Origin of the sequence: Anaerococcoides asporogena (assembly GCF_029590275.1) — a bacterium.
Lineage (GTDB): Bacteria > Bacillota > Clostridia > Clostridiales > Clostridiaceae > JG1575.
In genome coordinates this window covers 1,168,827-1,194,814 of record NZ_CP120965.1, presented here as the reverse complement: position 1 = coordinate 1,194,814, position 25,988 = coordinate 1,168,827, and the positions used below count along the sequence as shown (strand labels likewise).

Annotated in this window: 21 protein-coding genes; 1 reads left to right on the top strand and 20 read right to left on the bottom strand. The window is 53.7% G+C overall.

Annotated features, from left to right (window positions below; translation table 11 throughout):
• Positions 1 to 201 precede the first annotated feature (201 nt).
• Positions 202 to 1,413 (bottom strand): tyrosine--tRNA ligase, encoded by a 1,212-nt coding sequence (tyrS, locus tag P6M73_RS05655; protein WP_277855142.1) that lies wholly within the window; start codon positions 1,411 to 1,413, stop codon positions 202 to 204.
• A gap of 848 nt (positions 1,414 to 2,261) precedes the next feature.
• Here tyrS and P6M73_RS05650 point away from each other — a divergent pair.
• Complete coding sequence (locus tag P6M73_RS05650) at positions 2,262 to 3,224, top strand: DUF1002 domain-containing protein (RefSeq protein WP_277855141.1); 963 nt, start codon at positions 2,262 to 2,264, stop codon at positions 3,222 to 3,224.
• Positions 3,225 to 3,578: 354 nt separating this feature from the next.
• On the opposite strand, the gene P6M73_RS05645 is transcribed toward P6M73_RS05650, so the two are convergent.
• The 19 genes from P6M73_RS05645 to P6M73_RS05555 all read right to left on the bottom strand — a co-directional run bounded on the left by P6M73_RS05645 (position 3,579) and on the right by P6M73_RS05555 (position 25,981).
• On the bottom strand, positions 3,579 to 4,103 hold the full coding sequence (locus P6M73_RS05645) for a ferritin (protein WP_277855140.1): 525 nt from the start codon (positions 4,101 to 4,103) through the stop codon (positions 3,579 to 3,581).
• A 146-nt stretch (positions 4,104 to 4,249) separates the two neighbouring features.
• Positions 4,250 to 5,545, bottom strand: coding sequence for a phosphopyruvate hydratase (gene eno / locus P6M73_RS05640; RefSeq protein WP_277855139.1), 1,296 nt, complete (start codon positions 5,543 to 5,545; stop codon positions 4,250 to 4,252).
• A gap of 72 nt (positions 5,546 to 5,617) precedes the next feature.
• The gene (gene gpmI, locus P6M73_RS05635) at positions 5,618 to 7,156 is read right to left on the bottom strand and encodes a 2,3-bisphosphoglycerate-independent phosphoglycerate mutase (RefSeq protein ID WP_277855138.1); all 1,539 of its coding nucleotides are present in this window, start codon (positions 7,154 to 7,156) and stop codon (positions 5,618 to 5,620) included.
• A gap of 41 nt (positions 7,157 to 7,197) precedes the next feature.
• The gene (gene tpiA / locus P6M73_RS05630) at positions 7,198 to 7,950 is read right to left on the bottom strand and encodes a triose-phosphate isomerase (protein ID WP_277855137.1); all 753 of its coding nucleotides are present in this window, start codon (positions 7,948 to 7,950) and stop codon (positions 7,198 to 7,200) included.
• Between the two features lies 1 nt (position 7,951).
• Positions 7,952 to 9,154 (bottom strand): phosphoglycerate kinase, encoded by a 1,203-nt coding sequence (locus tag P6M73_RS05625; RefSeq protein WP_277855136.1) that lies wholly within the window; start codon positions 9,152 to 9,154, stop codon positions 7,952 to 7,954.
• Between the two features lie 109 nt (positions 9,155 to 9,263).
• Complete coding sequence (gene gap, locus P6M73_RS05620; RefSeq protein WP_277855135.1) at positions 9,264 to 10,289, bottom strand: type I glyceraldehyde-3-phosphate dehydrogenase; 1,026 nt, start codon at positions 10,287 to 10,289, stop codon at positions 9,264 to 9,266.
• A 22-nt stretch (positions 10,290 to 10,311) separates the two neighbouring features.
• Complete coding sequence (locus P6M73_RS05615) at positions 10,312 to 11,355, bottom strand: sugar-binding transcriptional regulator (protein ID WP_277855134.1); 1,044 nt, start codon at positions 11,353 to 11,355, stop codon at positions 10,312 to 10,314.
• Between the two features lie 84 nt (positions 11,356 to 11,439).
• Entirely contained in the window at positions 11,440 to 11,670 is a 231-nt protein-coding gene (locus P6M73_RS05610) for a hypothetical protein (protein ID WP_277855133.1), read from the bottom strand.
• Positions 11,671 to 11,759: 89 nt separating this feature from the next.
• The gene (locus tag P6M73_RS05605; protein ID WP_277855132.1) at positions 11,760 to 12,557 is read right to left on the bottom strand and encodes a hypothetical protein; all 798 of its coding nucleotides are present in this window, start codon (positions 12,555 to 12,557) and stop codon (positions 11,760 to 11,762) included.
• 229 nt (positions 12,558 to 12,786) lie between these two features.
• On the bottom strand, positions 12,787 to 14,193 hold the full coding sequence (locus tag P6M73_RS05600) for a sodium:solute symporter family protein (protein ID WP_277855131.1): 1,407 nt from the start codon (positions 14,191 to 14,193) through the stop codon (positions 12,787 to 12,789).
• A gap of 306 nt (positions 14,194 to 14,499) precedes the next feature.
• Positions 14,500 to 15,444 carry an ABC transporter permease gene (locus P6M73_RS05595; protein WP_277855130.1) on the bottom strand — a complete coding sequence of 315 codons (945 nt, stop codon included), beginning with the start codon at positions 15,442 to 15,444 and terminating at the stop codon, positions 14,500 to 14,502.
• Complete coding sequence (locus tag P6M73_RS05590) at positions 15,434 to 16,522, bottom strand: ABC transporter permease (RefSeq protein WP_277855129.1); 1,089 nt, start codon at positions 16,520 to 16,522, stop codon at positions 15,434 to 15,436. Before P6M73_RS05590 ends, P6M73_RS05595 begins: the two co-directional genes overlap by 11 nt.
• The gene (locus P6M73_RS05585) at positions 16,506 to 18,119 is read right to left on the bottom strand and encodes an ABC transporter ATP-binding protein (protein ID WP_277855128.1); all 1,614 of its coding nucleotides are present in this window, start codon (positions 18,117 to 18,119) and stop codon (positions 16,506 to 16,508) included. The genes P6M73_RS05590 and P6M73_RS05585 overlap by 17 nt, the downstream gene beginning before the upstream one ends.
• 125 nt (positions 18,120 to 18,244) lie before the next feature.
• The gene (locus P6M73_RS05580; protein ID WP_277855127.1) at positions 18,245 to 19,351 is read right to left on the bottom strand and encodes a BMP family lipoprotein; all 1,107 of its coding nucleotides are present in this window, start codon (positions 19,349 to 19,351) and stop codon (positions 18,245 to 18,247) included.
• 147 nt (positions 19,352 to 19,498) lie between these two features.
• Positions 19,499 to 20,707, bottom strand: a complete 1,209-nt coding sequence (locus tag P6M73_RS05575) for a 6-phosphofructokinase (RefSeq protein ID WP_277855126.1) — start codon at positions 20,705 to 20,707, stop codon at positions 19,499 to 19,501.
• A 408-nt stretch (positions 20,708 to 21,115) separates the two neighbouring features.
• On the bottom strand, positions 21,116 to 21,580 hold the full coding sequence (gene trmL, locus P6M73_RS05570) for a tRNA (uridine(34)/cytosine(34)/5-carboxymethylaminomethyluridine(34)-2'-O)-methyltransferase TrmL (protein WP_277855125.1): 465 nt from the start codon (positions 21,578 to 21,580) through the stop codon (positions 21,116 to 21,118).
• On the bottom strand, positions 21,577 to 22,401 hold the full coding sequence (locus P6M73_RS05565; protein WP_277855124.1) for a Cof-type HAD-IIB family hydrolase: 825 nt from the start codon (positions 22,399 to 22,401) through the stop codon (positions 21,577 to 21,579). Before P6M73_RS05565 ends, trmL begins: the two co-directional genes overlap by 4 nt.
• Before the next feature lie 288 nt (positions 22,402 to 22,689).
• Positions 22,690 to 24,870, bottom strand: coding sequence for a transglutaminase TgpA family protein (locus tag P6M73_RS05560; protein WP_277855123.1), 2,181 nt, complete (start codon positions 24,868 to 24,870; stop codon positions 22,690 to 22,692).
• A complete protein-coding gene (locus P6M73_RS05555) occupies positions 24,857 to 25,981 on the bottom strand; it encodes a DUF58 domain-containing protein (RefSeq protein WP_277855122.1) in 1,125 nt (374 codons plus the stop codon). The genes P6M73_RS05560 and P6M73_RS05555 overlap by 14 nt, the downstream gene beginning before the upstream one ends.
• Positions 25,982 to 25,988 lie beyond the last annotated feature (7 nt).

Sequence of the window (25,988 nt, the reverse complement as noted above, 5' to 3'; positions counted from 1 at the left end):
TCTCTTTCATTCCTTAGCCGTTTCATCCTTCAGCGTCTTCATGCCTGAATTGCTTGATACCTGAACCGAGTCCTGTCTGCGCTGCAATAAGCCCGCCTTTATCCATGATCATTTTCCTCATTCTGCCCGGAGGATGAGCTGTCCTCCCTGTTCGAAGGTTGTCCAGACAATCTGGTCTGACTTAAGGCATTTCGCCAAAGCCTATGCTCGCAAGTCCAGCTTAAAGAACTTCTTTTTTCCGACTTTCAGGATATCTCCGGATTCACACGACCCCAAACTGGTAACTTTTTCTCCGTTCACCTGAATCCCCGACTGGTCCAGCATTCGGCGCAGCTCACTGGTGCTGATTGCAGTCGACCGCTTGATCGCCTGCAGTATTTCAGATTCTTCCAGAGACTGAATGCTCAGCAGCGGCACGTCCTGCGGCAGAATGCCCAGAGAAAACGTCTCCCGAAAGAAGCGTTCGGCTTCAGCCGTTTCATTCTCTGACCAGTATAGTCGGGTGATCGTCCGGGCGAGCGTCAGTTTCTCATCTCTTGGGTTCGCACCGGCGTCCAGTCGAGTCTGCACGGCTGCAATCGCCTCAGGCGTTTCATCCGTCACCAGTTCAAAATACCTGATGATGAGATGATCCGGGATGGACATGACCTTTTGAAACATGACTCGTGCCGGTTCACTGATTCCGATGTAATTGCCCAGACTTTTGCTCATTTTCAAAACTCCGTCAGTTCCCGCCAGGAGCGGAAGCGTAATCACGGCCTGGGGCGACTGACCGAAGGATTTCTGCAGGGTCCGGCCCATCAACAGATTGAATGTCTGATCGGTCCCCCCTACCTCGATGTCAGCTTCCAAGGCTATGCTGTCCCTTGCCTGGAGCAGCGGGTACATAAATTCATGGATGCCGATGGGCGTTCCGGACTCAAACCGATTCTTAAAATCATCCCGTTCCAGCATTCTGGCTACGGTGACACAGGCGGCCATCGCCAGTGAATCACTCAGACTCAGTTTGCCCAGCCACTCACTATTGTACTTGATCTGGGTTTTTTCACGATCCAGCACCCGAAAGACCTGTTCAAAGTAGGTGGCGGCATTTCGGCGAACCTCTTCATCGGTCAGCTGAACCCGTGTCTTGCTCTTTCCCGAGGGATCCCCGATCTTGCCGGTGAAGTCACCGATGATGATGACAACCTGATGCCCCAGATCCTGCAGCAGCTTCATTTTACGCAGTACAACCGTGTGCCCCAGATGAATATCCGGAGCAGTCGGATCCAGCCCAAGCTTGACGACCAGCGTTCGGCCCTGCAGCAGCTTCTCTCTGAGATCATCCTCTCCCACAACCTGGTCAGTACCTTTGCGGATCAGGCCTAAAATCCGTTCCGTCTCAGCTACCCTGTCCTCAGATGTTAAACTCAATCCATTCAATCCATTCAATCCATTCAAATCACCAATTCCACTCTCTTGAATCAATCCGCTCACTTGACTCACCCCTGTCTTTCCAATTATTTCATTCATCCGACTCACCTCTGCCCTATCTTCCATTTCGCTACCTTTTTCAGTCTTATCTGTTTCACTCACTTTATTATTCACTTGGTTATTCACTTCATTATTCACTTCAAACCTCAATTCAAACATCACGTCAGACCTCACTTCATCACTCACCTCAGACCTCACTGCTTTGTTCACTTTCCTCTTGATCACCTTATTTCCTAATGTTCAGTTTTTGATCAGCCGAACACCCCAAGGATCCTGGGCACAATGAGCTGCAAAAAATAAAAACGCCCTTTTGCTCCATGCAAAAGGACGGATATTCCGTGGTACCACCTTTTATTCACTCCTGCCTCACGGCAGGAAGCCTTTTCGGGTACGTTCATACCCTAGCATTGTAACGTATGCAGGTCACGTCACAGCCTTGAGGATCCAAAATAGGAACCTGTTCAGTGTGAGGCTCAGAGATGTATTCGGCAGATTCTGCAGTGCACCTCTCATCATCCGGTTGCTTTCTGTCCTGCTGATTATCTGCGTACTCGTTCTCATCAAAGCCGATCATATATATTCCCATCTTATAGCACAATCAGCCGTTTCGTCAAGAAATGCCAAGTCAAATTTTAACTTAACTTTAAGGGCTCGATGCCATAATGTAACCAGTTTGAAAAGACTGGGGAGTGCACGATGTTATAATTAACCTGAACTTTCCCATCGAAAAACTGCAATATTCCATGAAAAATAAGCGTTAGAATTTGAGAAAACAAGGGAGACCAAAGATGAAGCAAGGAATTATTCGAATGATCAGCGGACTTATTCTGACTGTCAGTGTTGCTGCAGCACCCATCGCCGCCAAAGCGGAGCTTAATGTGGCAGAGACCCCCTGGTCCAAGCCGACTTTTGTCTACGGAGCGGGCCTGAACTCTCAGGAAATCCTGACAACGGCCAATCATCTGGGCATTTCCGGAGAAGACTTGCTGCAGATGAATATCGATTCGAAGGATATTCAGCGGTATATCGGCAAAACCGCCTCGGACAAAGGCATGATATCGTCTGCCCTGGTCACCCGGCTCAAGGATGGCGAAGGCGTGAAGGTTGAAATCAAAACTCCTGACAACATCACTGAAATCACAGAGATCATGTATGCCAATGCCGCCATCACAGCCGGCATCAAGGACATTCGCATTGATGTAGCCGCGGTCCGTCCCGTTACCGGCAGTTCCGCCCTGACCGGGGTCTACAAAGCCATGGAAGCCAATGGCGTGCTGCTGGATGAAGACCGGATGGTAGTTGCCCAGGATGAACTGGATACAGTCAATGACATCACCCAGGAAAACACCGACAATGACAAATTCAGCATCAAGAATTTTGATCAGGTCATCATCAACATCAAGAACGAACTTAATATTTTCTACAACAATCTGCCCGATGACAAAAAAATCACCCGGGAAGATGTTCAGAAGATCGTCAATGACGCCCTGGCCAAAAACAATCTGAATGGTGTCCTGTCTCAGGATCAGATTGACCGCCTGGTCGCCTTCTTTGAAAAGTACTCAAAAACGGATGCCATCAATTCTGCGGAAGTTATCACGCAGCTGAAAGACCTCTCCGGCAATATTGTTGAACGGGCCAAGGAACTCTACGGCGAAGCCCAGGCTTCCGGCCTGCTGGACCGCATTGTTCAGTTCTTCAGTGATCTGTTCGCCGCCATTGCGTCATTCTTTCAGAATCTGACAGCCTGATCTCACCATCTGCTTGAGTAACACCGGATGAATTGAACGGTTCTCTTCTCTATAAATCCCTGACTTGTCCCGCTGGCCCCTGATTTATCCGATCCGATTCAACGATCAGTTTCGGTGATCAGGCATTGGGATCAGGCATTGGGATCAGGCATTGGGATCAGGCATTGGGATCAGGCATTGGGATCAGGCATTGGGATCAGGCATTGGGATCAGGCATTGGGATCAAGCATAGGGATCCGTCTCAGCGATCAGTCGATCCGAATTTCGAACTGCTACTGGATAAAACAGATCGGGCTGCCCAAGAGGGCAGCCCGATCTGTTTTTGTCGCCTGAATCACGGGCGATTCGTTTTAATTACAGAGGTTTTACCGGGGGATTTGCCGGGGGATTAAACATCCGAGCACCCGCCTCTCCATCAAGAAGGGTCAGGCCTGGTCCGGTTTGAGCCCGTTCCAGCTTGGCTACCCAGGTGGTGAAGTTGTCTTCTTCTTCAGCCTGTTCCTCGATGTACCAGGAGAGGAATTTCTGAGCATGGTAATCCTTGTCCAGAACGGCCTGATCATACAGGTCCTTAATGCAGGCGGTGATGAATTTCTCATGTTCCAGACCTTTCTTGAATACATCCAGAACGGATTCATATTCGTTGGTCTGAGCCTTGAGCTCTCTCATTTCCCACTTATGTCCGACAAAGGCGATGTATTCCATGAAGAACCGGCAGTGTGCCATTTCCTCTTCCGCCTGAATGTGGAAGAAGTTGGCGAAGCCGTCCCAGTTCTGTTCTCTTAAATAGGATTCCATGCCAAAATAAACATTTCTTGAGTCATACTCATGCTTGATCTGCTGGTTAAACATATCCAGCAGTTTTTCACTTAATGCCATTTGTTTTCCCTCCAACCTTTACGTGCTGTAATAGTAAATTGACTTACTCTCATTATAAGGCAGGAAAGCCGGCTAATTTCGAACTAACCATGTCCAAATAATGACTAAAATTTGAACAGCTTCGAACCGCCGGCTCTGTCACTGACTTAGCGCTTGATGTTGAAGAAGGAATCCAGGCCCTTGTACTCGGCGATTTCTTCCAGTTCTTCCTCAATGCGAAGCAGCTGATTGTATTTGGCAACCCGCTCGGACCGTGCCGGAGCTCCGGTCTTGATCTGGCCGGCATTGACTGCTACGGACAGATCGGCGATGGTGGTATCCTCGGTTTCACCGGACCGGTGGGAAATGACCGCGGTGTAGCCTGCCCGGTTGGCCATCTGAATGGCTTCCAGAGTTTCCGTCAGGGAACCGATCTGATTAAGCTTGATCAGGATGGAGTTGGCTACGCCCAGGTCAATGCCCTTCTTCAGCCGTTCCACGTTGGTAACGAACAGGTCGTCGCCTACCAGCTGAACTTTCTTTCCGATCCGTTCGGTCAGCTTCTTCCAGCCATCCCAGTCCTCTTCTGCCATCCCGTCTTCCAGTGAAATCACCGGATACCGGGTGACGATGTCTTCCCAATAATCCACCATTTCATCGGATGTCAGCTTACGGCCTTCTCCGGCCAGATGGTAATGACCGTCTTCATAGATTTCGGAAACGGCGGGATCCATGGCCAGCATAACATCGGTGCCCGGCTCGAAACCGGCTTTCTCGATGGCTTCCAGAATGACCTTGATGGCTTCCTCATTGTTGGCCAGGTCAGGAGCAAAGCCACCTTCATCGCCGACACCTGTCGCCAGCTTGCGTTCCTTCAGGACTTTCTTCAGAGCAACGTAGATCTGGGCTCCCATCTGCATGGCTTCGGCGAAGGATTCTGCTCCAACCGGCATCACCATGAATTCCTGGAAATCGATGTTGTTGTCGGCATGAGCTCCGCCATTCATGATGTTCATCATCGGAACCGGCAGTACTTTGGCGTTGACTCCGCCAATGTATTCATACAGGGACAGGCCAAGGAATCCGGCAGCAGCCTTGGCGCAGGCCAGAGAAACACCCAGGATCGCGTTGGCGCCAAGCTTGCTCTTGTTCTGGGTACCGTCCAGTTCGATCATGACCTTGTCAATGAGCGGCTGATCCAGAACATTCATTCCGATCAGTTCCGGAGCGATCACTTCATTGACGTTGTCCACTGCCTTGAGCACACCCTTGCCATTGAAATAATCGGCATCGCCGTCGCGCAGCTCCACTGCTTCAAACTGTCCGGTGGATGCACCGGATGGAACGGCGGCCCGGCCGACGGTTCCGTCCTCCAGAGTAACTTCCACCTCAACGGTTGGGAAAGCCCTGGAATCGAGCACCTGTCTTGCGAAAATGTCAATGATTTCTACATACTGTTTCATTGTTATACCTCTTGCTTTCGTTGTTGTATTGAGTAACCGGCCAAGGGCCGTGAGCTCGTCGTTGGGATCGAATCAGATCTTTCGTTTAAATAAGGATTTGCTGGTCATTTCCGAAGGGACCACCATGTCCATTTCTTCCAGCATGGTCGGGGCAAGATCGGACAGAATGCCGTCATTGCGCAGTTCCCTGGCCGGTTCATTGGTAATATAGATCAGCGGCACCGGATTGATGGTATGGGAGGTGAACACCTCGCCGGTCTCATAATCGATGAGCTGCTCGGCATTGCCGTGGTCGGCCGTGACGAAGACCGATCCGCCCTGCTCCAGAACGTTGTCGATGACCCGCTTCATCGCGCCGTCAAGGTATTCCACCGCCGTTCTGGCTGCTTCGAATACGCCCGTATGCCCCACCATATCGCAGTTGGCATAATTGAGCACAATCATGTCATAGGCCGTCTCGGCCATGGCTCGAATGACTGCGTCAGTCACCTCGGGGGCACTCATCTCCGGTTTCAGATCATAAGTCGCCACTTTCGGTGAAGGAATCAGAATCCGATCCTCCCCGGCCATGGGCTGTTCGACGCCGCCGTTGAAGAAGAATGTGACATGAGCGTATTTTTCGGTCTCGGCGATGCGCAGCTGCTTTTTGCCGGCCGCTGACACCAGTTCGCCCAGCATATGGGTCAGTTCCTGCGGCAGGTAGGCAACCTCGACGTTTTCCAGCGTGCGGTCATACTGGGTCAGCGTGACATAGGTCAGATCCAGGTTGTCCCGGGTAAACCCGGAGAATTCCCGGTCATTGAGCGCTCTGGTCATTTCCCGTCCCCGGTCCGGCCGGAAGTTGAAGAAGATGACCGAATCGCCCTTCGTGATCAGTCCCACAGGCTCACCGCCTGCCGTTACAGTCACCGGGTCGATGAATTCATCGGTGATGTCCTTTTCGTAGGAAGCTTCCAGATAGGCAATGGCATCCTGCGTCTGATTGACTGTGCCGCGCACCATGGCGGTGTAGGCCCGTTCAACCCGTTCCCAGCGATTGTCCCGGTCCATGGCATAGTAACGCCCGCTGACGGACGCGATCTGACCGGTCTGTTCCAGATCCATCAGATCCTGCAGTTCTTTCAGATAGCTGGCCCCGGCGGTCGGAGACGTATCCCGGCCGTCCATGAAGGCATGGAGGTAGAGCTTCTTGATCCCCTTCTCCTTGCCCAGCCGGATCAGCGCTTTGATGTGATCAATATGGGAGTGTACCCCTCCGTCGGATACCAGGCCCAGCAGATGAACCGCGCCATCCCTGGCCAGCGCCTGGTCAAAGGCGTGGTTCAGGGCCTGATTGCGGAAAAACTCCTGGGTCTTGATCATCTCGGAGATCCTGGTCAGTTCCTGATAGACCACCCGGCCGGCGCCAATGTTCATGTGGCCGACTTCGGAATTTCCCATCTGGCCCTCCGGCAGGCCGACCGCCAGCCCGGAAGCATTCAGCGTGGTATGGGGATAATGGTTCCAGTAATAGTCAAAATTTGGTTTCGAAGCTGCGCTCACGGCATTGCCCAGCGTTTTGTCATTGAGCCCGAAGCCATCGAGAATTAGCAGCATAACCGGTTTTTTCATGTGGTTCCTTTCCTTTACGGGCCTTGCCCGTTTATCCTTGGTTATTTGTTGTAGCGAACGATGGCGGCAAAATCGGCAGCTTTCAGGGAAGCTCCGCCTACCAGCGCGCCGTCGATGTCCGACATCGCCATCTGTTCTTGGATCGTATCGGGCTTGACGGATCCGCCGTACTGAATGCGCACGGCCTGTGCCACCTCTTCGCCATAGAGCTGTTCCACGGTATTGCGGATCAGATGGATCGTGTCATTGGCATCCTGGGCGGTGGCGGTCTTTCCGGTGCCGATGGCCCAAATTGGTTCATAGGCAATGATCATTTCCTGAACCTGCTCCGGCGACAGATTGGCCAGGCCACCCTTGACCTGACGTTCCAGATGTTCCTCGGTCTCGCCCTGTTCGCGCTGTTCCAGCGTCTCGCCGCAGCACATAATGGGGATCAGCTTATGGTTGAACGCCGCCTTGAGTTTGCGGTTGACCGTGTCATCCGTCTCACCGAAGTACTGACGGCGCTCCGAATGACCGATGATGACGTAATCTACCCCCAGATCTTCCAGCATTCCGGGAGAGATTTCACCGGTGAAGGCGCCCTTCTCCTCAAAGTGCATGTTCTGGGCTCCAATCTTCACGTTGGTTCCCGCCGTCGCTGAAACCAGCTCCGGCAGATGGATAAACGGCGCACACAGCACCACTTCGCAGTCAGCGTCTGCTACCAGGGGAATCAGCTCCTTGGCCGTTTTCACAGCTTCCGGCAGCGTGTAATGCATTTTCCAGTTTCCGGCAATGACAGGTCGTCTCATCTTATAGTTCCTCCCGATCGTTTAATGCGGCAATACCAGGCAGTTCCTGGCCTTCCAGAAATTCCAGGGAAGCTCCGCCGCCCGTGGAGATGTGGGTCATGCGATCGCCAAAGCCCAGCTGGTTGGCTGCCGCGGCAGAATCGCCGCCGCCGATGACCGTGGTGGCATCCGACTCTGCCATGGCTTTCGCCACCGCAATGGTGCCCTGGGCAAAGTTCTTGAATTCAAACACCCCCATGGGTCCGTTCCAGATGACCGTTTTGGCGGTGCGGACTGCATCGGCAAAAAGCTCCCGGGTGTTCGGTCCGATGTCCAGCCCCATCATGCCTTCGGGAATATTCTGATCCGGAGTGACGACCGGTTCGGTATCTTCGGCAAATTTCGCCCCGACAACATGGTCCACCGGCAGAAGCAGGCTGACGCCCTTGGTTTTGGCTTTTTCCACCATTTCCAGGGCATAATCCATCCGGTCGGCCTCCAGCAGCGAGCTGCCGATGGTGTAGCCCTGAGCTTTCAGGAAGGTGTAGGCCATCCCGCCGCCAATGATCAGAGTGTCCACCTTCTCCAGAAGGCTGTTGATTACGTTGATTTTGTCTGAAACCTTGGCTCCGCCCAGAATCGCCACGAAGGGACGTTCCGGATTGTTTACCGCCTCGCCCAGGAACTTCAGCTCCTTTTCAATGAGGTAGCCGGCAACCGCAGTATCAAGGAATTTTGTCACGCCTTCCGTGGAAGCATGGGCGCGATGGGCCGTGCCGAAGGCGTCGTTGACATAGACATCCGCCAGAGAAGCCAGTTCCCTCGCAAAGTCTTCCCCGTTCTTGCTCTCTTCGGGCCGGAACCGGGTATTTTCCAGAAGAATCAAGTCGCCGTCAGCCATGGCGGCAGCGGCTGCCCGGGCATTGGGACCGACCACGGCATCATCCTGGGCAAACTTCACGTCGCGTCCCAAAAGCTCTGACAGAGCCTTGGCAACGGGAGCCAGTGACAGGGACGGATCCGGACCCTTGGCCTTGCCCAGGTGCGACGTCAGAATGACGCGGGCACCATGCTCGGACAGGTAGCGCAGCGTCGGCAGCGCGCCTTCCAGGCGGGACTGGTCCGTGATCTGTCCGTCCTTCATCGGAACGTTGAAATCACAGCGGACCAGAACCCGCTTGCCTTTGACATCAATGTCTTCCACAGTTTTCTTGTTGTAATTCATACATTTTCCTCCTGCATGGACTCAAGTTATGGCGGGAACCGATCAATCCCTGAAAAGAGTCCGGCATATAACATCAGCTATAGACCGGACCCACCCTTTTCGGTTTTAGCTATTTGGTCTGAGCGTCGACTTTTGCAACATGGGCGGTCAGATCAACCAGCTTGTTGGAGTAACCCCATTCGTTGTCATACCAGGAAATCACCTTGACGAAATGGTCATTGAGAGAAATTCCGGCTTTGGCATCGAAAATGGAGGTCCGCTTGTCATGGATGAAATCGGTGGATACCACTTCATCTTCAGTATACCCCAGGATGCCCTTGAGTTCACCCTCTGATGCCTCTTTCATGGCCAGCTTGATGTCTTCGTATGAAGCCGGCTTTTCCAGTCGGCAGGTCAGGTCGACCACGGAAACATCAATGGTCGGAACGCGGAAGGACATTCCTGTCAGCTTGCCGTTGAGTTCCGGAATGACCTTGCCCACGGCCTTGGCCGCACCGGTGGATGACGGGATGATGTTGGTGGAAGCGGCCCGCCCGCCTCTCCAGTCCTTTTTGGAAGGACCGTCCACCGTCTTCTGAGTAGCCGTCGTGGAGTGGACCGTCGTCATCAGACCTTCGAGCATGCCAAACTTGTCATTAAGGACTTTGGCGATGGGGGCCAGGCAGTTCGTCGTGCAGGACGCGTTGGAGATGATGTCCATGTCACTGGTGTAGGTGTTCTGATTGACGCCCATGACGAACATCGGCGCATCCGCGGATGGCGCGGAAATAATGACTTTCTTGGCTCCGCCGGCCAGATGCTTTCTGGCATCTTCGGACTTGGTGAACAGCCCGGTGCATTCCAGGATGTATTCTGCCCCGGCTGATGCCCAGTCGATGGCGGCAGGGTCTTTTTCAAAGAAGACTTTTACCTTTTCTCCGTTCACGATGAGATAGCTGTTCTCCTCATCGACCTCGACTTCGCCCTTGAAGCCGCCATGCACGGAATCATGGGTCAGCATGTACTTCATGTAAGGAATATCCATAAAGGGGTCATTGACTGCAACTACCTGAACTTCAGGATTTTCCAGCGCTGCCCAAAAGGCCAGCTTGCCGATTCGACCGAATCCATTGACGCCTACTTTAACTTGTTCCATAAATTATCCCTCCCAGAATGGTTTAGAGTGTTTCTTTTGTTGTTTGATTTATTGCCATGTCTTTCGACAGTTCAATTATTTCTCGGGCTGCGCCCTCATCCGTGACCAGGGTCGCTCCCAGGGCATTGAAGTCCACCGAGAGGATAGCCCGGGCTTTGGCTGAGCCGCCGGCCAGTACGATGACTTCTCGGGACTGGCGGACATCCGCCAGGGAAAGCCCCACCGCCAAATTCTGCTTGACGATCTGGCCGGACTGGTTGTAATAAGATCCGAAAAACTCGCCCTGAGCTCCTGCTTGTCGCAGTTCTCTGGTTTCTTCCTCGGTCAGGTTGCGCCGACGAGCCATGGTCATGGCATCGCCGATGCCCGCAACGACGACGTCAGCCTGGCGGATCAGCCGGATCGTCTCCAGTACTTCCTTTTCCTTCAGCATCGTTTCCAGGGCAGCTTCGCTGATCATATCCGGGAGATTCAGGAGCCGGTAGTTTCCGCCGATTTTGTCAGCCAGCTGTCCGACCAGCGTATTGGCCTGAATGTCGTAATGACGTCCAACGCCGCCCCGGGCTGGCACCACTGTGACATCCGGATAGTTCCGGCTGGCGGGAAACTGTTCCACCATTTTCTTGATGGTATTGCCGCCGGTCAGGGCTACAACGGAATATTGCTTCATCATCCGGGCCAGCAGCTCAGAGCTTTTCCGCCCCATTTCATCCAACGTCTCCGGCTGTTCATCCGAATCCCCGGAGATGACATAGACCTTTTTAAAATGAAGGGACTTACGCAGGACCTCGGCTATTTCCTCGAGTCCCAGAAAGTCATGCATGATTGCGGTCAGTTCTTCGAGCAGATCGATTCCAGACAGCGTCATGATCATGCCGCGAGGCACAAAATCGATGAATTGCCGGCTTTTCAGATAATCGGTCTCGGACCGAACCACCCGTTCAGTCAGTCCGGAGCGTTGAGCCAGTGTGCGCCGCCCGATGGGCTGCTCCGACTGGATGGTGCGCAGAAGCGTAAATCGTCGTTCGAGAAGCTCGATGCCTTCAGGAATTATTTTTCGCTGCAATTGAAGTATCCTGTTCACGCCGCCTCCTTTGGGACATATTATGTCCCGATTGTTAATTTACGTCCCACCTTAATTATAACCGCATTACTTTAATTGTAAATCCTTAATATTAAGATTTTCTTCCCCTGATGTTAACTTACTATGAAGGAAATATCCATTTTCTTGCGTTTCTGTTAATTGCAGTAAACGATATCCTGAGCCAATTCCAAGCCAAAAAATCATCTTGCCTGGGCGATCCCCTCGCCTGGATTGAAACCAAACCAACCGGCCATCAGCACGGAACAAAAAAAGAGCCCTCAGGCTCTGGCTGTTCATTCTGTCGGTTGATCCTGGATTCACTGAATCTCTGGCTGCATTGAATATCTGGATTCACTGAAATCATCGGATTTTCTGATTTCACTGTATTATGGGTAGGACGAATAAATCGGGATCCCCTGACTTTTGGCCCAAATAATGAGACGCAGGTCATGCTTGAGTCGGGTGGAAATAAAATTGCGCTGCTTTTCTTCATAGCGGAACACAAACTTAATATCGCGTCCCGGCTGAAACCACTCCACATGATCAAACTGCTCCGGGGTGAACCGCTCGTAGCGGTTGAACCGGTTACGGTAGACCACGACATGATGCTTAAAGGTAATGCGGCGCCCTTTCAGCAGAGTAAAATAGCAGGCCACCATCCCGACCAGGACAGTGATCAGCGGCTCGGCCAATAGAACTTTGGTCCTCTGATAATGCAGAACCAGAATAACGAAGGCAACAATGGAGATCAGGGCCAGAAACAGGGCCAGGATCTGAATATCCTTGGTATCGATCCGGATCGGCATCTCGATGTTTTTCCAGTTGGTCTGCCCCGGCTGGCCGGAAGTTTCCTTCGGACACGGATCCGTCGCTGTCGTCATTCCCAGAATCATCACCGGACCGCCATTGCCGAAGTACTCCCTGACCGTCATAGAACCGCTTTCCAGCTCCTCGACTGCGCCCTGGCGCACCCGTGCCAGAACCTGACAACTCATGTCGCGCACTGCCATCAGATTCCAGTCCTGGCGATGATCCGGCAGCTCCAGGACTGACAGGTATTGATATACATACTGATCCACCACTTCTTCCATAGTGGTTTCATCGGAAAACTCACGCGTTTTGGCAAATGAGGTCAGCACCCTCGTTTCCCCTTCATAGGCCCTTCGCTCGAAACAAATCTTCATGCCATCCCTCCCTGCGGACTGTGTCCATCGGTTCTGTCGCGGGGGATTCGCCCGCAGACCTTATTCTAATTATAGCCTCAAAGCCAGGCAAAAGACCAATCTTCCACTTCGGATTTGAAATAAGGTGACACGATCTCAGAGCCTTTTGCTCGCCCAACTGACCGCGTCAACGGAAAAGCCGCCGACTCCGGCTGGAGTCGGCGGCCCTGTGATGATCCAGTTCCTGAAACTATTTCTCGCCCTCAACGTAGGCAGAAGGAGCGACATTGTTCTTTTCAAGGAACGTTGTGACGAAGAACGCGATGGTACCCATGGCGCAGCCGAAAACAATCGGCAGTACCGGATGGGTGGAATTGTATACCTGCCAGTACACAACGGCGATGGATCCGACAATGATGGATACCAGCCCGGAGTGTTTCGAAGCCTTGGGCACCGTCAGACCAAACGCATAGGCGGCGAAGGGTCCGGCGCTGCGCAGGGCAAAGGCAAAGAGATTCATGGTCACGATGTTGACCTTGAACATGGCAATACCCATACTGATGACGAGGATTGCGACGTTGCTGGCGCGGGTCAGGAAAATGATGCGCTTGTCTTCCACATTGGGGTTAAAGTACTTCATGTAGATATCCCGGATAATAATGGTGGAAGCGCAGAGGAGGTTGGAGTCGGCACTGGACATGGTGGCTGCAACAATCGCTGCCGCAACGATTCCAGTGATCCAGGACGGTGCAAAGTGAGTGGTCGCGTACATCAGGGCGGAGGTTCCTTTTCCACCGTCCAGCTGCGGATCCATGGCCAGGGAGACCAGACCGATGATCGTCGGGATGAAAGCCATCATGGTCATAAGGACTGCGGACAGGACGGATGCTTTCTGAGCGGCGCGTTCATCCTTGGCGGAAGAGAAACGGGAAACCATTTCCGGTCCGGACAGGAAAGTACAGAAGTAGTTGAATACCAGCCCAAGAATGGTTACCCAGCCGATCTTGAAGAAATCAAGCTGAACCGGAGGCAGTTTGGAGGAGATGACTTCCCAGCCGCCGGCACCGTTGATGATGAACGGCAGGGCAATGGCCAGACCTAAGAGAATGATGAAGAATTGAACTAAGTCCGTAATTTGATCCGCGATCATACCGCCCATGGTGGTATAAGCGATGGTGACCACACCGGCAATCAGGATGCTGACATTCAGAGGAATGCCCGTCAGCGCGTTGACGACGGTTCCGGATGCCAGGATCTGGGAAGAAGTCAGGAAGAATAAGGCCAGAACATTCAGGACGGCCGTGAGGCTGCCTGCCAGATCGCCAAAGCGGCGATTGACGACTTCAGGGATGGTCACAGCCATGGTTTTGCGGATTTTTGGTGCAAACCAGGCCAGGGGGATCATGGCGACGGAAGCGGCGATGACATACCAGGCTGCGGATAAGCCCCAGACGCCGAAGGCTCTGGTTGCGACGCCCAAAGTGGAGCCGCCGCCCACGTTGTTGGCGGACAGCGAGGCTGCCACCATGAGGACTCCCATGCGCCGACCGGCCAGCATGTAGTCGGTACTGCTCTTGATGGCATACTTGTTGGTGTAGAAACCAACGGCCAGCATGCCGATCATGTAAAGAATGACGATAAGGATTGGTGCGTTCAAATGAATTCAACTCCTTTAACAATATGTTAATGTTTACATTGTACCCGATGTGCAAACGTTCGCACAGTGGGGACGGAATATTTACCATACTGTTGAAAAAGCTTTTGGGATTAAACAAAAATTTACCTGTTTTTAATTTTCCGATAATTCAATTGTTAGATTAAGCATAACTTTGTAATCAATCCAATTCGTGAAGAGATTGGTGCTTCTGAAAAACCTCTGGTGTATCAGTTTTTCTTCTGATCCCAAAGGAAAAAGCCGCATCAGCGATGCAGCTTTTCGAAATCGATTGATCAAGACCCCGGATCAGCGCTGCCCCTTCTCATAGGGTTGCCCCAGAGAAGCCGGAGCATGCGACCGTTTGCCAAACAGGGTGATGGCAATCATGGTCAGAAGATACGGCAGGATGTAGTAAGCCTCTGTTGGGATGGGCAGTCCGAAGGCCTGGGACCGAATCTGCAGGGCTTCCGCCGCTCCGAACAGGAGTGAAGCGCCCAAAGCCCCCAAGGGTGTCCAGTTGCCGAAGATCATGGCCGCCATGGCAATGAAGCCGCGGCCGTTGATCATGCCATCCCGGTACACATTGCCCGAGACGATGGACAGAGAGGCTCCGCCGATGGCTGCCAGCACACCCGACAGGAGCACTGCCTGGTAGCGCGTCCGGAAGACGCTGATTCCCAGAGTATCCGCCGCTCTGGGATATTCACCCACAGCGCGCAGACGCAGTCCCCAGCGGGACTTGTTGATCACCCAGGTCAACACAACAACCAAAATCAGAGCGACGAAGACCATATAGTTCAGTTCCAGCAGGAAGGGTCCGATCCCGGGAATTCCGCCCAGAAAACTGCGAACCGCCGGAGAATAGCCGATTCGGGCTACCCCTTCCGACTGACTCTGCATTCCAAAGAGGATCCAGAGCAGCAGAGACGGGATGGCCGAGGCCAGCGTGTTGATGGCCGTACCGGAGATAACCTGGTCAGATTTGAGGTTGATGGACAGGAAGGCGTGAATGCCCGACGTGACAATTCCGGCGATAATTCCCGATGCCAGGCCAATGTAGGCATTGCCGGTATACTGGGATCCTACCACGGCGAAGAAAGCGCCCATGATCATGATGCCTTCCAGACCGATGTTGGTGACGCCTGATTTTTCATTGAGTACGCCGCCCAGGGAAGTCAGGATCAGCGGGGTGGCAATGCGCAGAGTGGCAGCCAAAAACGCTACCAGGAAAGGCAATGAGTTATTTTCCATTTTTGGCTGCCTCCTTTTTCTTTCTCTTATCCAGCAGGATTTTCCAGATGTGGTCTGCCGCTACGAACAGGATAACCAGAGCCTGGACAATATAGCCGATATCCTTGGAGATTCCGTTCAGCTGCATGTAGGGTCCGGCATTGATCAGGGCTCCGAACAGCATGGCTGAAAGCAAAACGCCCAGCGGATGGGACTTGGCCAGCAGCGCTACGGCGATGCCGTTGAGCCCGAATCCGGCGAACATGGACAGCTCCTTGGCTGAATGCTCCGGCCCCATGATCTGGACCGCGCCGGCCAAGCCGGCCAGGGCGCCCGAGAGCACCATTGCCAGGATGATGTTGCGCTTGCGGTTAATGCCGCCGTATTCTGCTGCGTACATATTCAGGCCGGTGGCCCGGAGTTCAAAGCCGTTCTTGGTGTAGCTCATAAAGTACCAGACGCCAAAGGCGCAGGCAATGGCAAGGAACAGGCCCAAATTGACCCGATACCGGTCGCCCAGGAATCGATAGAGGAAAGCGGAGGACTGAATGGTTTCCGTGGCTACGGTGTTGGGAACCTTCAGTGGATTCTTGACGATGTAGTTGTACACATGCATGGCGATGTAGTTCATCATGATGGTGTTGACGACTTCATTGGTCCCGCGGGTCGCCTTGAAGAAGCCGGGAATGAATGCCCAGAGGGCACCGGCCAGAATGGCTCCGGCGATGACCAGCGGGATATGGACGATCATCGGCAGCCCCGGGATGAGCCCCAGAGCGGCTGCGGTGATGGCTGCCACCGTGAACTGACCCTCGACACCGATGTTGAACAGTCCGGAACGGAATGCCAGCGTATGGGCCAGTCCGGTGAAGATCAGCGGAGTGGTATTGACCAGGAAGTCAGAGACGGCCTTCGTATTCTTAAAGTTCGCTTCCAGCAGCGAAGAGAAGAACAACTTGGCGGAATCGCCCAGTGAAATGTCCGGAATGGTGTAGTACACCACAAACAGGGAGATGACCAGAGCCAGGGCCAGCGAAGCCACCGGAGTAATCAGCGGCAGGAATTGCTCCAATGAGCGAGCCTTATTTTTCTGTTCCATGGCTGACCTCCTTCGGTTCCGGTTGAATGGCTTGCACCATGACTTCTGAGACGGGTGGCTGGGCGGGCACTGCGGCGGCTGAGGCAGCTTCCAGCGTACCTCCGGCCATCAGAATGCCCAGTTTGTTTTCCGTCGCGTCGGCCCGGTCGATGGTGGTGCTGATATGCCCGCCATAGATGACGCTGATGCGATCGGACAGATCCATGACTTCATCCAGTTCCAGGGAAACCAGGATGACAGCCTTGTCAGCGTCCCGCTCCCGGATCAGGCGCTTATGGATATACTCAATGGCTCCGACATCCAGACCCCGGGTGGGCTGGGACGCAATCAGCACCGCTGGATCCTTTGAGATTTCGCGGGCTGCGATGAGCTTTTGCTGATTTCCGCCGGAAAGACTTCGGGCGGGAACCGATTCATTGGGGGTCCGGATGTCGAAATCCTTGATCAGACCCCGGGTGTATTCCTTGATGGCTGCGTAATCCAGCGAGATGCCCTTGTTGAACTTTTTCTCGCGATGCTGTCCGAGAATGGCATTCTCATACAGTGGAAGCTGCAGCACCAGGCCTCGTTTGTGCCGGTCCTGCGGAATGTTCGACATGCCTGCCCGGATGACCTGGTCCGCGTTGAATCCGAGGATTTCCTGACCGTTCAGCCGAACGCTGCCGGAGTCGGCTTTGATCAGGCCGGTGAGAATCTCCACCAGTTCCTGCTGGCCGTTGCCGTCAACGCCGGCAATGCCGAGAATCTCGCCGCGACGCACGGAGAAGGACAGATCCTTGATCTTAGCCACCCCGCGCTCATCCTTGTAGTTCAGGTTCGATACCACCAGTACCTCGTCCCCGGCTTCATGAGGTTCCTTGTCCACGGACAGCTTGACCTGACGGCCCACCATCAGTTCAGCCAGCTCCGGAATGGTCGTATCTTTCGTGAGTACCTGCCCCACGACCTTGCCCAGCCGGAGAATGGTTACCCGGTCGCTCATCTTCATGATTTCCTTGAGTTTATGGGTAATGAGTATAACCGACTTGCCTTCCCGCGTCAGGTTGCGCAGGATGATCTCCAGTTCGTCGATTTCCTGCGGCGTCAGAACCGCCGTGGGTTCATCCAGAATCAGGATGTCGGTCTTCCGGTAAAGCGCCTTCAGGATCTCAACCTTCTGCTGCTGGCCGACCGTGATGTCCTTGATCAGGGCATCGGGATCCAGATTGAAGCCATACTGGTCTGCCAGCTGCTTCACATCTTCCCGGGCTTTGTCCAGATCAACCTGAAGACCGTTCATCGGTTCATTGCCCAAAATGATGTTCTCAGTCACCGTGAAGATATCGACCAGCATGAAATGCTGATGGATCATGCCGATGCCCAGCTCGATCGCCTTGGACGGATTGGTGATCTTCTGCTCCTTGCCATTGACAAAAATCTTGCCTTCTTCCTGCTGATAGAGTCCGTACAGGACATTCATCAGCGTCGTCTTTCCAGCGCCATTTTCTCCCAGAAGAACATGGATCTCTCCTTTGTTCAAATCAAAATCCACTTTGTCATTGGCTACGACACCCGGAAAAACTTTGGTGATTCCCTTCATTTCAATTACTTTTTCCATTATCGCACCCCTTGGAATATTATTCCGTTTCAATTGGTTCTTAACTTAATTATAACGTAAAAGAACGTCGGATGGTTAATCCATCCGACGTTCCATCAAATCTAATTCGATTGGATCAAGTCTTGTTAGGGCTTGAAGGTCTTAAGTTCTTCCAATGTTGCCGGAACCACCAGGGATCCGCCGACGATCTTTTGCTTAAATTCATCAACCTTAGTCAGGACTTCTGGCTTGGCTTTCAGATCGGGATGGATTGTATCAGACAATCCAACTGCGTCTTCCTTGAGTCCCAGGTTTTCCACGCCGTTCTTGAACGTACCGTCAATGTAGGATTTTACTGCGTTGTACACAGCAACGTCTACCCGCTTCAACATGGAAACGAGGATGACATCTGCTTTGTCCGGGAGCAGGAGAGCCTGGTCAGAGTCAACGCCCATGGCGTATTTCTTGACTTCCTGAGCTGCGTCGAACAGTCCGATGCCGACTCCGCCGGCTGCGTGGTAAATGACGTCAGCGCCGCGGCCATACATTTCCTTGGCAATTTCTTTGCCCTTGCCTGCATCCGAGAAGTTTCCGGCGTAGCTGACAAATTCACCGTGCTTTGCGTTGCCCTGGGGAACGAGAAGCTTTCCGGCTTCGGGATTCACGCTCATGACACCGGCTGCAAATCCGGACTCAAACCGTCCGATGACTTCGCCTTCCATACCGCCGATAAAGCCGATTTTGTTGGTCTTGGTCATCATTCCGGCGATGACGCCCAGGAGGAAGGAACCTTCATGTTCCTTGAAAAGAACGTTCTTGACGTTAGGCAGATCGACCACTCCATCAACCAGAAGGAATTTCTTTTCCGGATTGGCGGTCGCAACCAGCTTAACGGCATCCATCATTTTGAATCCGACGGTAACGGCCATTTCATCCTTGGATACGATGGTTTCCAGGTTCTGCTGAATCTGGCTCGGGTCCTTGGTTTCGATCAGATCATAGTTTAATCCGAATTCACTCTTGATCTTATCCAGACCGGCAATACCGGCGTCATTGAAGGACTTGTCGCCCTTTCCGCCTTCATCCGTAGACATTCCCACTGATTTTCCGGTAACGTCCGACTTGCTGACCGGTGTTGTTGTCGAAGTCTGTGTTCCTGCCGGAGTAGTGGTTGGTGTGGTCGGTTTGCATCCGGCCACGATGGTGGCCATCATCATCATGGATGCGACGACCGCGGTGATTCTCTTGTTCATTGAATTCTACCCTCCTGTATATAAATAGGTTTAACATTCACCTTGATTATAGCACAGAGCGAAACAAATTAACGTAACAAAACTTAAACTCCCTCTCAAATTATTATGATTCAAATAATAAAAATCTGCTGTTTATTCGCCCTGTTTTCAAAGGGTTTTGCTCTTGTCGAACAGGAAGAATTCCGGCAGCGGATCGCTTCCCAGCAGCGGCAGAGCGTAGTCCACAAACTCCTGTGTCAGGTCCGTACCGTCCGGGGAGATCCACTCCCGGGGAATCGGTTTCTCCCGGTTGGCGATTCTGGCGACATCCATCGGCACATAGTCTACCCGGTAAGGATCGGAACTGACTCGTTGCATCGTCACCATGACGCGGTTCATTCCGGCCACGGCACACTCCACGGCCTTCTCGCCGCAGGCATAAGCTTCTTCCACATCCACATCCGAGGACAGGTGGGCGGCCGACCGCTGCAGCAGGCTGAATTCAATGGTTCGCGTCTTGAATCCGAACTCCTTGCGGACAATGTCTTCCAGGTAGCGTCCGGAACCGGACAAGGCGGCGTGGCCGAAGGAATCAAATTCCGATTTGGGCTGAACATTGACATATTCACCGGATGCAAACTTAATGCCTTCCGAGACGGCCACGACAATAACCTTCTGCTGCTGCGACATCTCCTTGATCCGTTCTACGAACTGCTCCCGGTCAAAGGGAACTTCCGGCAGATAGACCAGATGCGGCGCATTGAACTTTTCATTCCGGGCCAGTACCGACGCGGCGGTCAGCCAGCCGGCGTTACGGCCCATGATCTCGACGATGGTGACGGAATTCCGGTCATACACCGAGGCGTCACAGAAGATCTCGCGCAGGCTGTGGGCGACGAATCGGGCCGCAGAGCCATATCCCGGTGTGTGATCAGTTTCCACCAGGTCATTGTCTATGGTCTTGGGAATGCCGATGCATTTGATCTCCATCCCCGATTCCTCGAAGTAATTGGAGAGCTTGTTCACCGTATCCATGGAGTCATTGCCGCCAATGTACATGAAATAGCCGATTTCCAGCTCCCGCAGACGGCGGGCAATGGATTCATAGTTATCATCCGGTTCCTTGGCCAGCTTGAAGCGACAGGAGCCCAGCGCCATGGACGGAGTCCGCTTAAGACACTCAAAAGCCTCCTCCTGGGCAAAGGCGCTCTCCACATCAATAATCTGATTCTTCAGCACACCTTCCAGACCGTGCAGCGCGCCATAAATCTTGCCGATAGCCGGACTGGCCATCGCTGACCGGATGGCTCCGGCCAGGGAAGCGTTGATGACCGAAGTCGGACCTCCGGATTGAGCAATCAATAAATTATTTCCCATTTTTTTCTTCCTTCTCATCTTTTGATATAATTTGTTACTAATATTGCGATGAATCTTGTGTATATACATTAATCATACAATAGCTGAGTAACTCTGTCACGAATTCTTTCAATCGGGAAACCCATACCATCCTGCTCGCGCGCTGTTTCCGAAGAATATCAATTACTTTTCCTCTGACTGAGACAGCGGCCGCAACAGTCTGAATCATCTCAATAATCTCCATGATCTCCATGATCTGCCTGATCTGCTTCAGCTGCTTGATCTGCTTCAGCTGCTTCACCTGCTCGACCTTTATCACCTGCTCGACCTTTTTCACCTGCCTGACCTGCTTCACCTGCTCGAGTTCAGTGTATCAGCGGTTCGAGAGGCTTCCACAAGGGACTTCATCGATTCAAGAAAGGATACAGGCTACTTCATCTGCGGAAAGCCCAGCTGCTTCATCGCTTCATAGGCAACAACTGCCACGGTATTAGAGAGATTGAGCGACCGGGTACTGGTCTGGATCATGGGAAGTCGGATCAGACGGTCTGCCAGGCAGTTTCGGATTTCATCCGGCAGTCCGCTGGATTCCCGCCCGAACAGAATGAAATCCCCATCCTGATAGGCAACGTCATGGTAATATCGGCTGCCCTTGGTGCTGATGGCATAGATGACTGCCTCAGGATACCTGGCGCAAAAATCCTGCCAGCTCTCATGGATTTCCAGATCCACATCCTTCCAGTAATCCAGACCGGTCCGCCGGATCTGCTTGTCGGAAATTTCGAATCCCAGGGGCTTGATCAGATGAAGCCGGGATCCGGTCAGGACGCAGGTTCTGCCAATGTTGCCGGTATTCTGCGGAATCTCCGGCTGGTACAATACGATATTTATCATAGTCCTCCTAGAGCGATGTCCCGGATGGCGCGAGCCACCCCGTGCTGAGTATTGTCCAAAGTCACAAATTTGGCCGCAGCCTGGATTGAGGCTGAGGCGTTGCCCATGGCAACCGAATAGCCGGCCGCTTCGAGCATCGTGCGGTCATTCTCCGAGTCCCCGATCACCATGATTTCCTCAGGGCTGATCCCCATGGATTCTCCCAGAAGCCGGATCCCCCGGCCCTTGTCGGCCTCGTGATGCGTTATTTCGAGATTGGTGGAAGCAGAGGATACCACCGCGATGGAGCCGATCTCCTGAAGAGCAGCCCGCAGGGGCTCCTTATCCTCCAATGACGGGAAGAAAATCCCCTTCAGCACCTGATCACCGTAGCGGTCCATCAGATCCTGGTAGGAGAACTCTCCCCCCATTTCCACAATGCGATATCTTGGATCCAGGCTGGCCAGAATGCGGTTGTCGTAATAGCGCTGCAAGCCGCTGCCGGCATACAGATTGAATTCATCATAGAAATTGGGCTGATATCCGGCCGATGTAATCTTCGCGATCACCTCACCCAGCTCCCGCCTGCCCAGGCGGAGTTCATGCAGCTTGGCCTGGGTGAAGGGATGCTTAATGAGGGCTCCGTTCATCGTCACCAGCGGCACATCAAGCTTAAGCTCTCTGGCGTAAATCAGGGCAGAGGCAAACATTCGTCCCGTAGCGAGCGTAACAGCGATGCCATGCTCCTGCGCCAGGCGGATTGCCTCCCGGTTCTCCCTTGATATGTTCAGTTCCGGATCCAGGAGGGTTCCGTCGATGTCCAGGCAGATCAGTTTTACCATAGTTGTTCTTGATTCCTCTCGTGTTTTTAGGTCTTTGTCTCTGCAGGTCTCGATGTGTCCTGCAAATCATTAGGTGTCCTGCAGATCGATATTCGCCCTGCAGATCGTTGTTTGAATGAAGGCATTGCCTTAATCAGCTAGTTCTTTTGTCATCTGCAACGCTGATGTCCTCGAGCCTGTTGTACTGATGCCGGCTGCCCTGGTATTCCTGACCAGTCTGACGGTTCAGGGAGGTTTGAGTTTCCTGCTGATTCAGCTCCCTGGACCCGGAGGACGGCTTCAGTGATATCACAGGATCCAGCGCCGCAGCAGATGGCGCGTTCTGGAACTGGTGATTCGGTGATAGCGCAGGGTCTCCTCCAGAAGCCGGGCCCGAACGGCGGCCGCAACGCTGTGGGGTGTCGACCCGTAGCGTGCCTTATAATGAGCTTCCCCGTACCGGATGAACTGACGCTGCAGGTCATGATCGGGAATGCGCCGGCTTATTTCGGACAGGGTCTGGGATTCGGTGATTTCGAGACCGGATTCCTTCAGCAGCCGGATGATGAAGTCCAGGAAAGCCTGATCCCCGGGATCTTCCAGCAGTCGCTTCACACGCTGTTTTTTCCACAGGATCAGTCCGCCCAGGCTGATCAGTCCGATCCAGGAAACAGACAGCCAGGGAGGCAGGTTCCGTTCACTGGTGGTTTCTCCGGGCGTGGGGGCGGCTCCGTTGCCCGGGGTGGTATCGGGCAGCGTGTCCTCGGCCAGGGTTCGGATCGGAGTCGTTGCAGGCGTCCCGCCGGGTTCCGTCGGAGTTGGATTCGAACCGGTGCCACCGCCGGTCTGCCCGTGTTCCCGGGCAGTCCCCGTGGCATCCCAGATCGTCCAGAGATCGCGTTCCGGATCGGTCAGAACCTCAGCCCAGGCATGCGCATCCGAATTCCGCACCAGGCGATTGCCCTGGGTGTCCACTTCCGACGACACCCGGAATCCCTCGACATAACGGGCCGGAATCCCGGCAATCCGCAGCATTACGGTCAGAGCCGTGGCATAGTAAACACAGTACCCTTCCCGGACCTCAAACAGGAAGTGGTCCACAAAATCCCCCTCCGGGAACGAGCCCGGGGAAAGCGTGTATTCATAATTATCCCTGAGATAGGTGGTCAGCGCCAGCATCTTTTCCGCCGGATCCTCCCGATCCCCCACAATGTCTTCCACCAGGTCAACGGTGCGCTGGGTTATGGTATCCGGCAGCTGCAGGTAATCCCGCCGGTCCTCCGGCACTGCCGGATCGACGGCGGCCATTGCATAGTCCTCCACCGCTTCCTGGTCATAGTAGACCACGGTATAGGGGTCAGCCTGTTCTTCGCTGACCATGAAGGTCTGGTCCTGAATGCTGTAATAGATGCGGTTGTCGCGGCTTCGGTCAGACAGTGTCACCGATCCGGGATAAACCGGAACAAACAGCGAGGAGGTCAGCAGTTCCTCCGGAAGGACAGTCAGTCGTTTCTGCGCCGCGCTGCGGTAGGCCTGGGTCACCAGGCTGGAGGCGGCGTTGTCCGTTCGGTAAAGGAAATCACTCTTTTCCCAGATGCGGCCGGTATAGACCCGCTTGGTATTGCCGCGCAGGTACTCGGGGATGTCTTCGGCCAGGCGCAGGGCAATGGACTGATCCAGCGTGACATTCCCGCCCAGTCGGGTGGAGGAGTCCTGATAGCCGGTTCGACTTAAAGAAAAGGCATCCAGAAAATAATTGCCCGGCAGAAAATCATCCTGCATGAGGTAATCATTGGCTTTCATCCAGATTTTTTCGTAATAGGTCCCCTTGCGGTCTGGAACTGCACTCATCGCAATCAGTCCCAGACAGAGCGCGATGGCGATTCCCTGCAGCATCCGCGCCCGCCCGTCAATCCGGTGAACCCGGAACGTCGCGTACTCGGCGTCACGGGCCAGAATTCGTTCATGGACCAGCACAAACGCCCACAGAAAGACAAAGGACGTCAGGACGGCGGCAGGATCGGTCAGACTGTCCACCGCCCATAAAAAGAACAGGAATGCCAGATCCGTCAGGAGCAGATTCCAGGGATAGGCATAGATCGTGAGAAAGGACAGCGCCAGCACCAGGATCACAATATTTTCCAGGAGATAGGCAAAATCCTGATACACCAGGGGCCGCGAGGCGCTGAGCTTGTCATTGATGCCCTGAACCGAGCGGATTATTTCCCCGGTATCATACTGATAGGTCTGCCAGAGGAAGAGTGCCCCGATCAGAAGGAACAGGCCGTAAACCGGCTTCAGGTCGCGAAGCAGACCGGCCAGGCCGATCCCGATCAGAAGCACAGGGATCGCCACGCCCAGAAGCGGCGGCAGATAGCCAAACGGATCCGCGCGCCGCACCTCATAGGCATCCATGAGGAGTTTGGCCAGCATCAGGCTGTGAATCAGAAGGACCAGCACCTTCACCCGGTTATTCTTAAGCCATTTCATAGCCGGGTCCCTCCAGTTCCTTCAGAATCAGGCGGCTGCCCGACAGCTCCGCCCCGCTTTTTCCAAGCTGAGGTGCAAACACCACCACTTCGTTGCGTTCATGGATCAGCTGTTCACAGGCTTCCAGATCCGATGACAGCGGCCGGGTGAAAAACAGCAGGGTCCCCCGCTCATGGAGAAACTCCTTCTTCTCCGCGATGAACTCCGCCAGCGGTTCCCGGGCATCGGCCTTCTGTGTCAGCAGATCCTCTTCCAGCTGGCTGAACACTTCCATGGTCGAAATATCAAAGAAGGGATGTCTTGAATCTGTGCGGATAAAGCCATGGGGGATCCCTTCTTCCAGCAGACCTCGCGACAGGCTGAGCGCATCCGTCACCAGGGCGTTTTCGTAGATCCCCTCGGGATCCATCTGCAGGATCTTTTCGTTCATATCCAGAATGATCAGGATGTCCTTCTCCTGAGTGGTCTCGCCGCGGCGCACCAGAAGTTCATTGTATCGGGCCGACACCTTCCAATTGATCTTGCGGAAGGAATCCCCCGGCTGATAGCGGCGCAGTTCCCGGACCACATAGGGATTTTCCCGGGAATACGTCCGGAACAAAGACCCTTCGCCCACGGTATCCAGCGCCAGTTCCCGGGTCCGGTCCGAGCGGACGGCCGGATAGATTTTAACCGGATGGGTTTCGATCCGGCGGCGGCGGATCAGAATATTCAAGACATCCGAAACGCCGACTTCAACGGTGCCCACATCCAGGATGCCACGCACCTGCGGACGAAAGTCATAGGGCAGACTGGCCCGGTCTCTGGCCGGAATCGAGATCACCCGGTGATCCCCCAGATGCTCCGCGTCGGACCGGATATAGGGTATGTTCATGAACCCGCGATTTTCCAGATTAATGGCCAGGCGGATTTTCTCTCCCGCTTCGAGCCTGCCCTGGGGTTCGACCAGCTCCACCCGGAGCGCCCGGGAAAACAGCAGAATCTGCAGCAGGGCAGCCGCCAGGAGAAGAACGGACAGCATCGCCAGCGTATTGGCGACATAGCCGCCCACGCTGAGAGAAAACAGCACTGCCAGACCGGCCGTAAAAACATAGCGAAGATCGATTTTCATAGCGTTT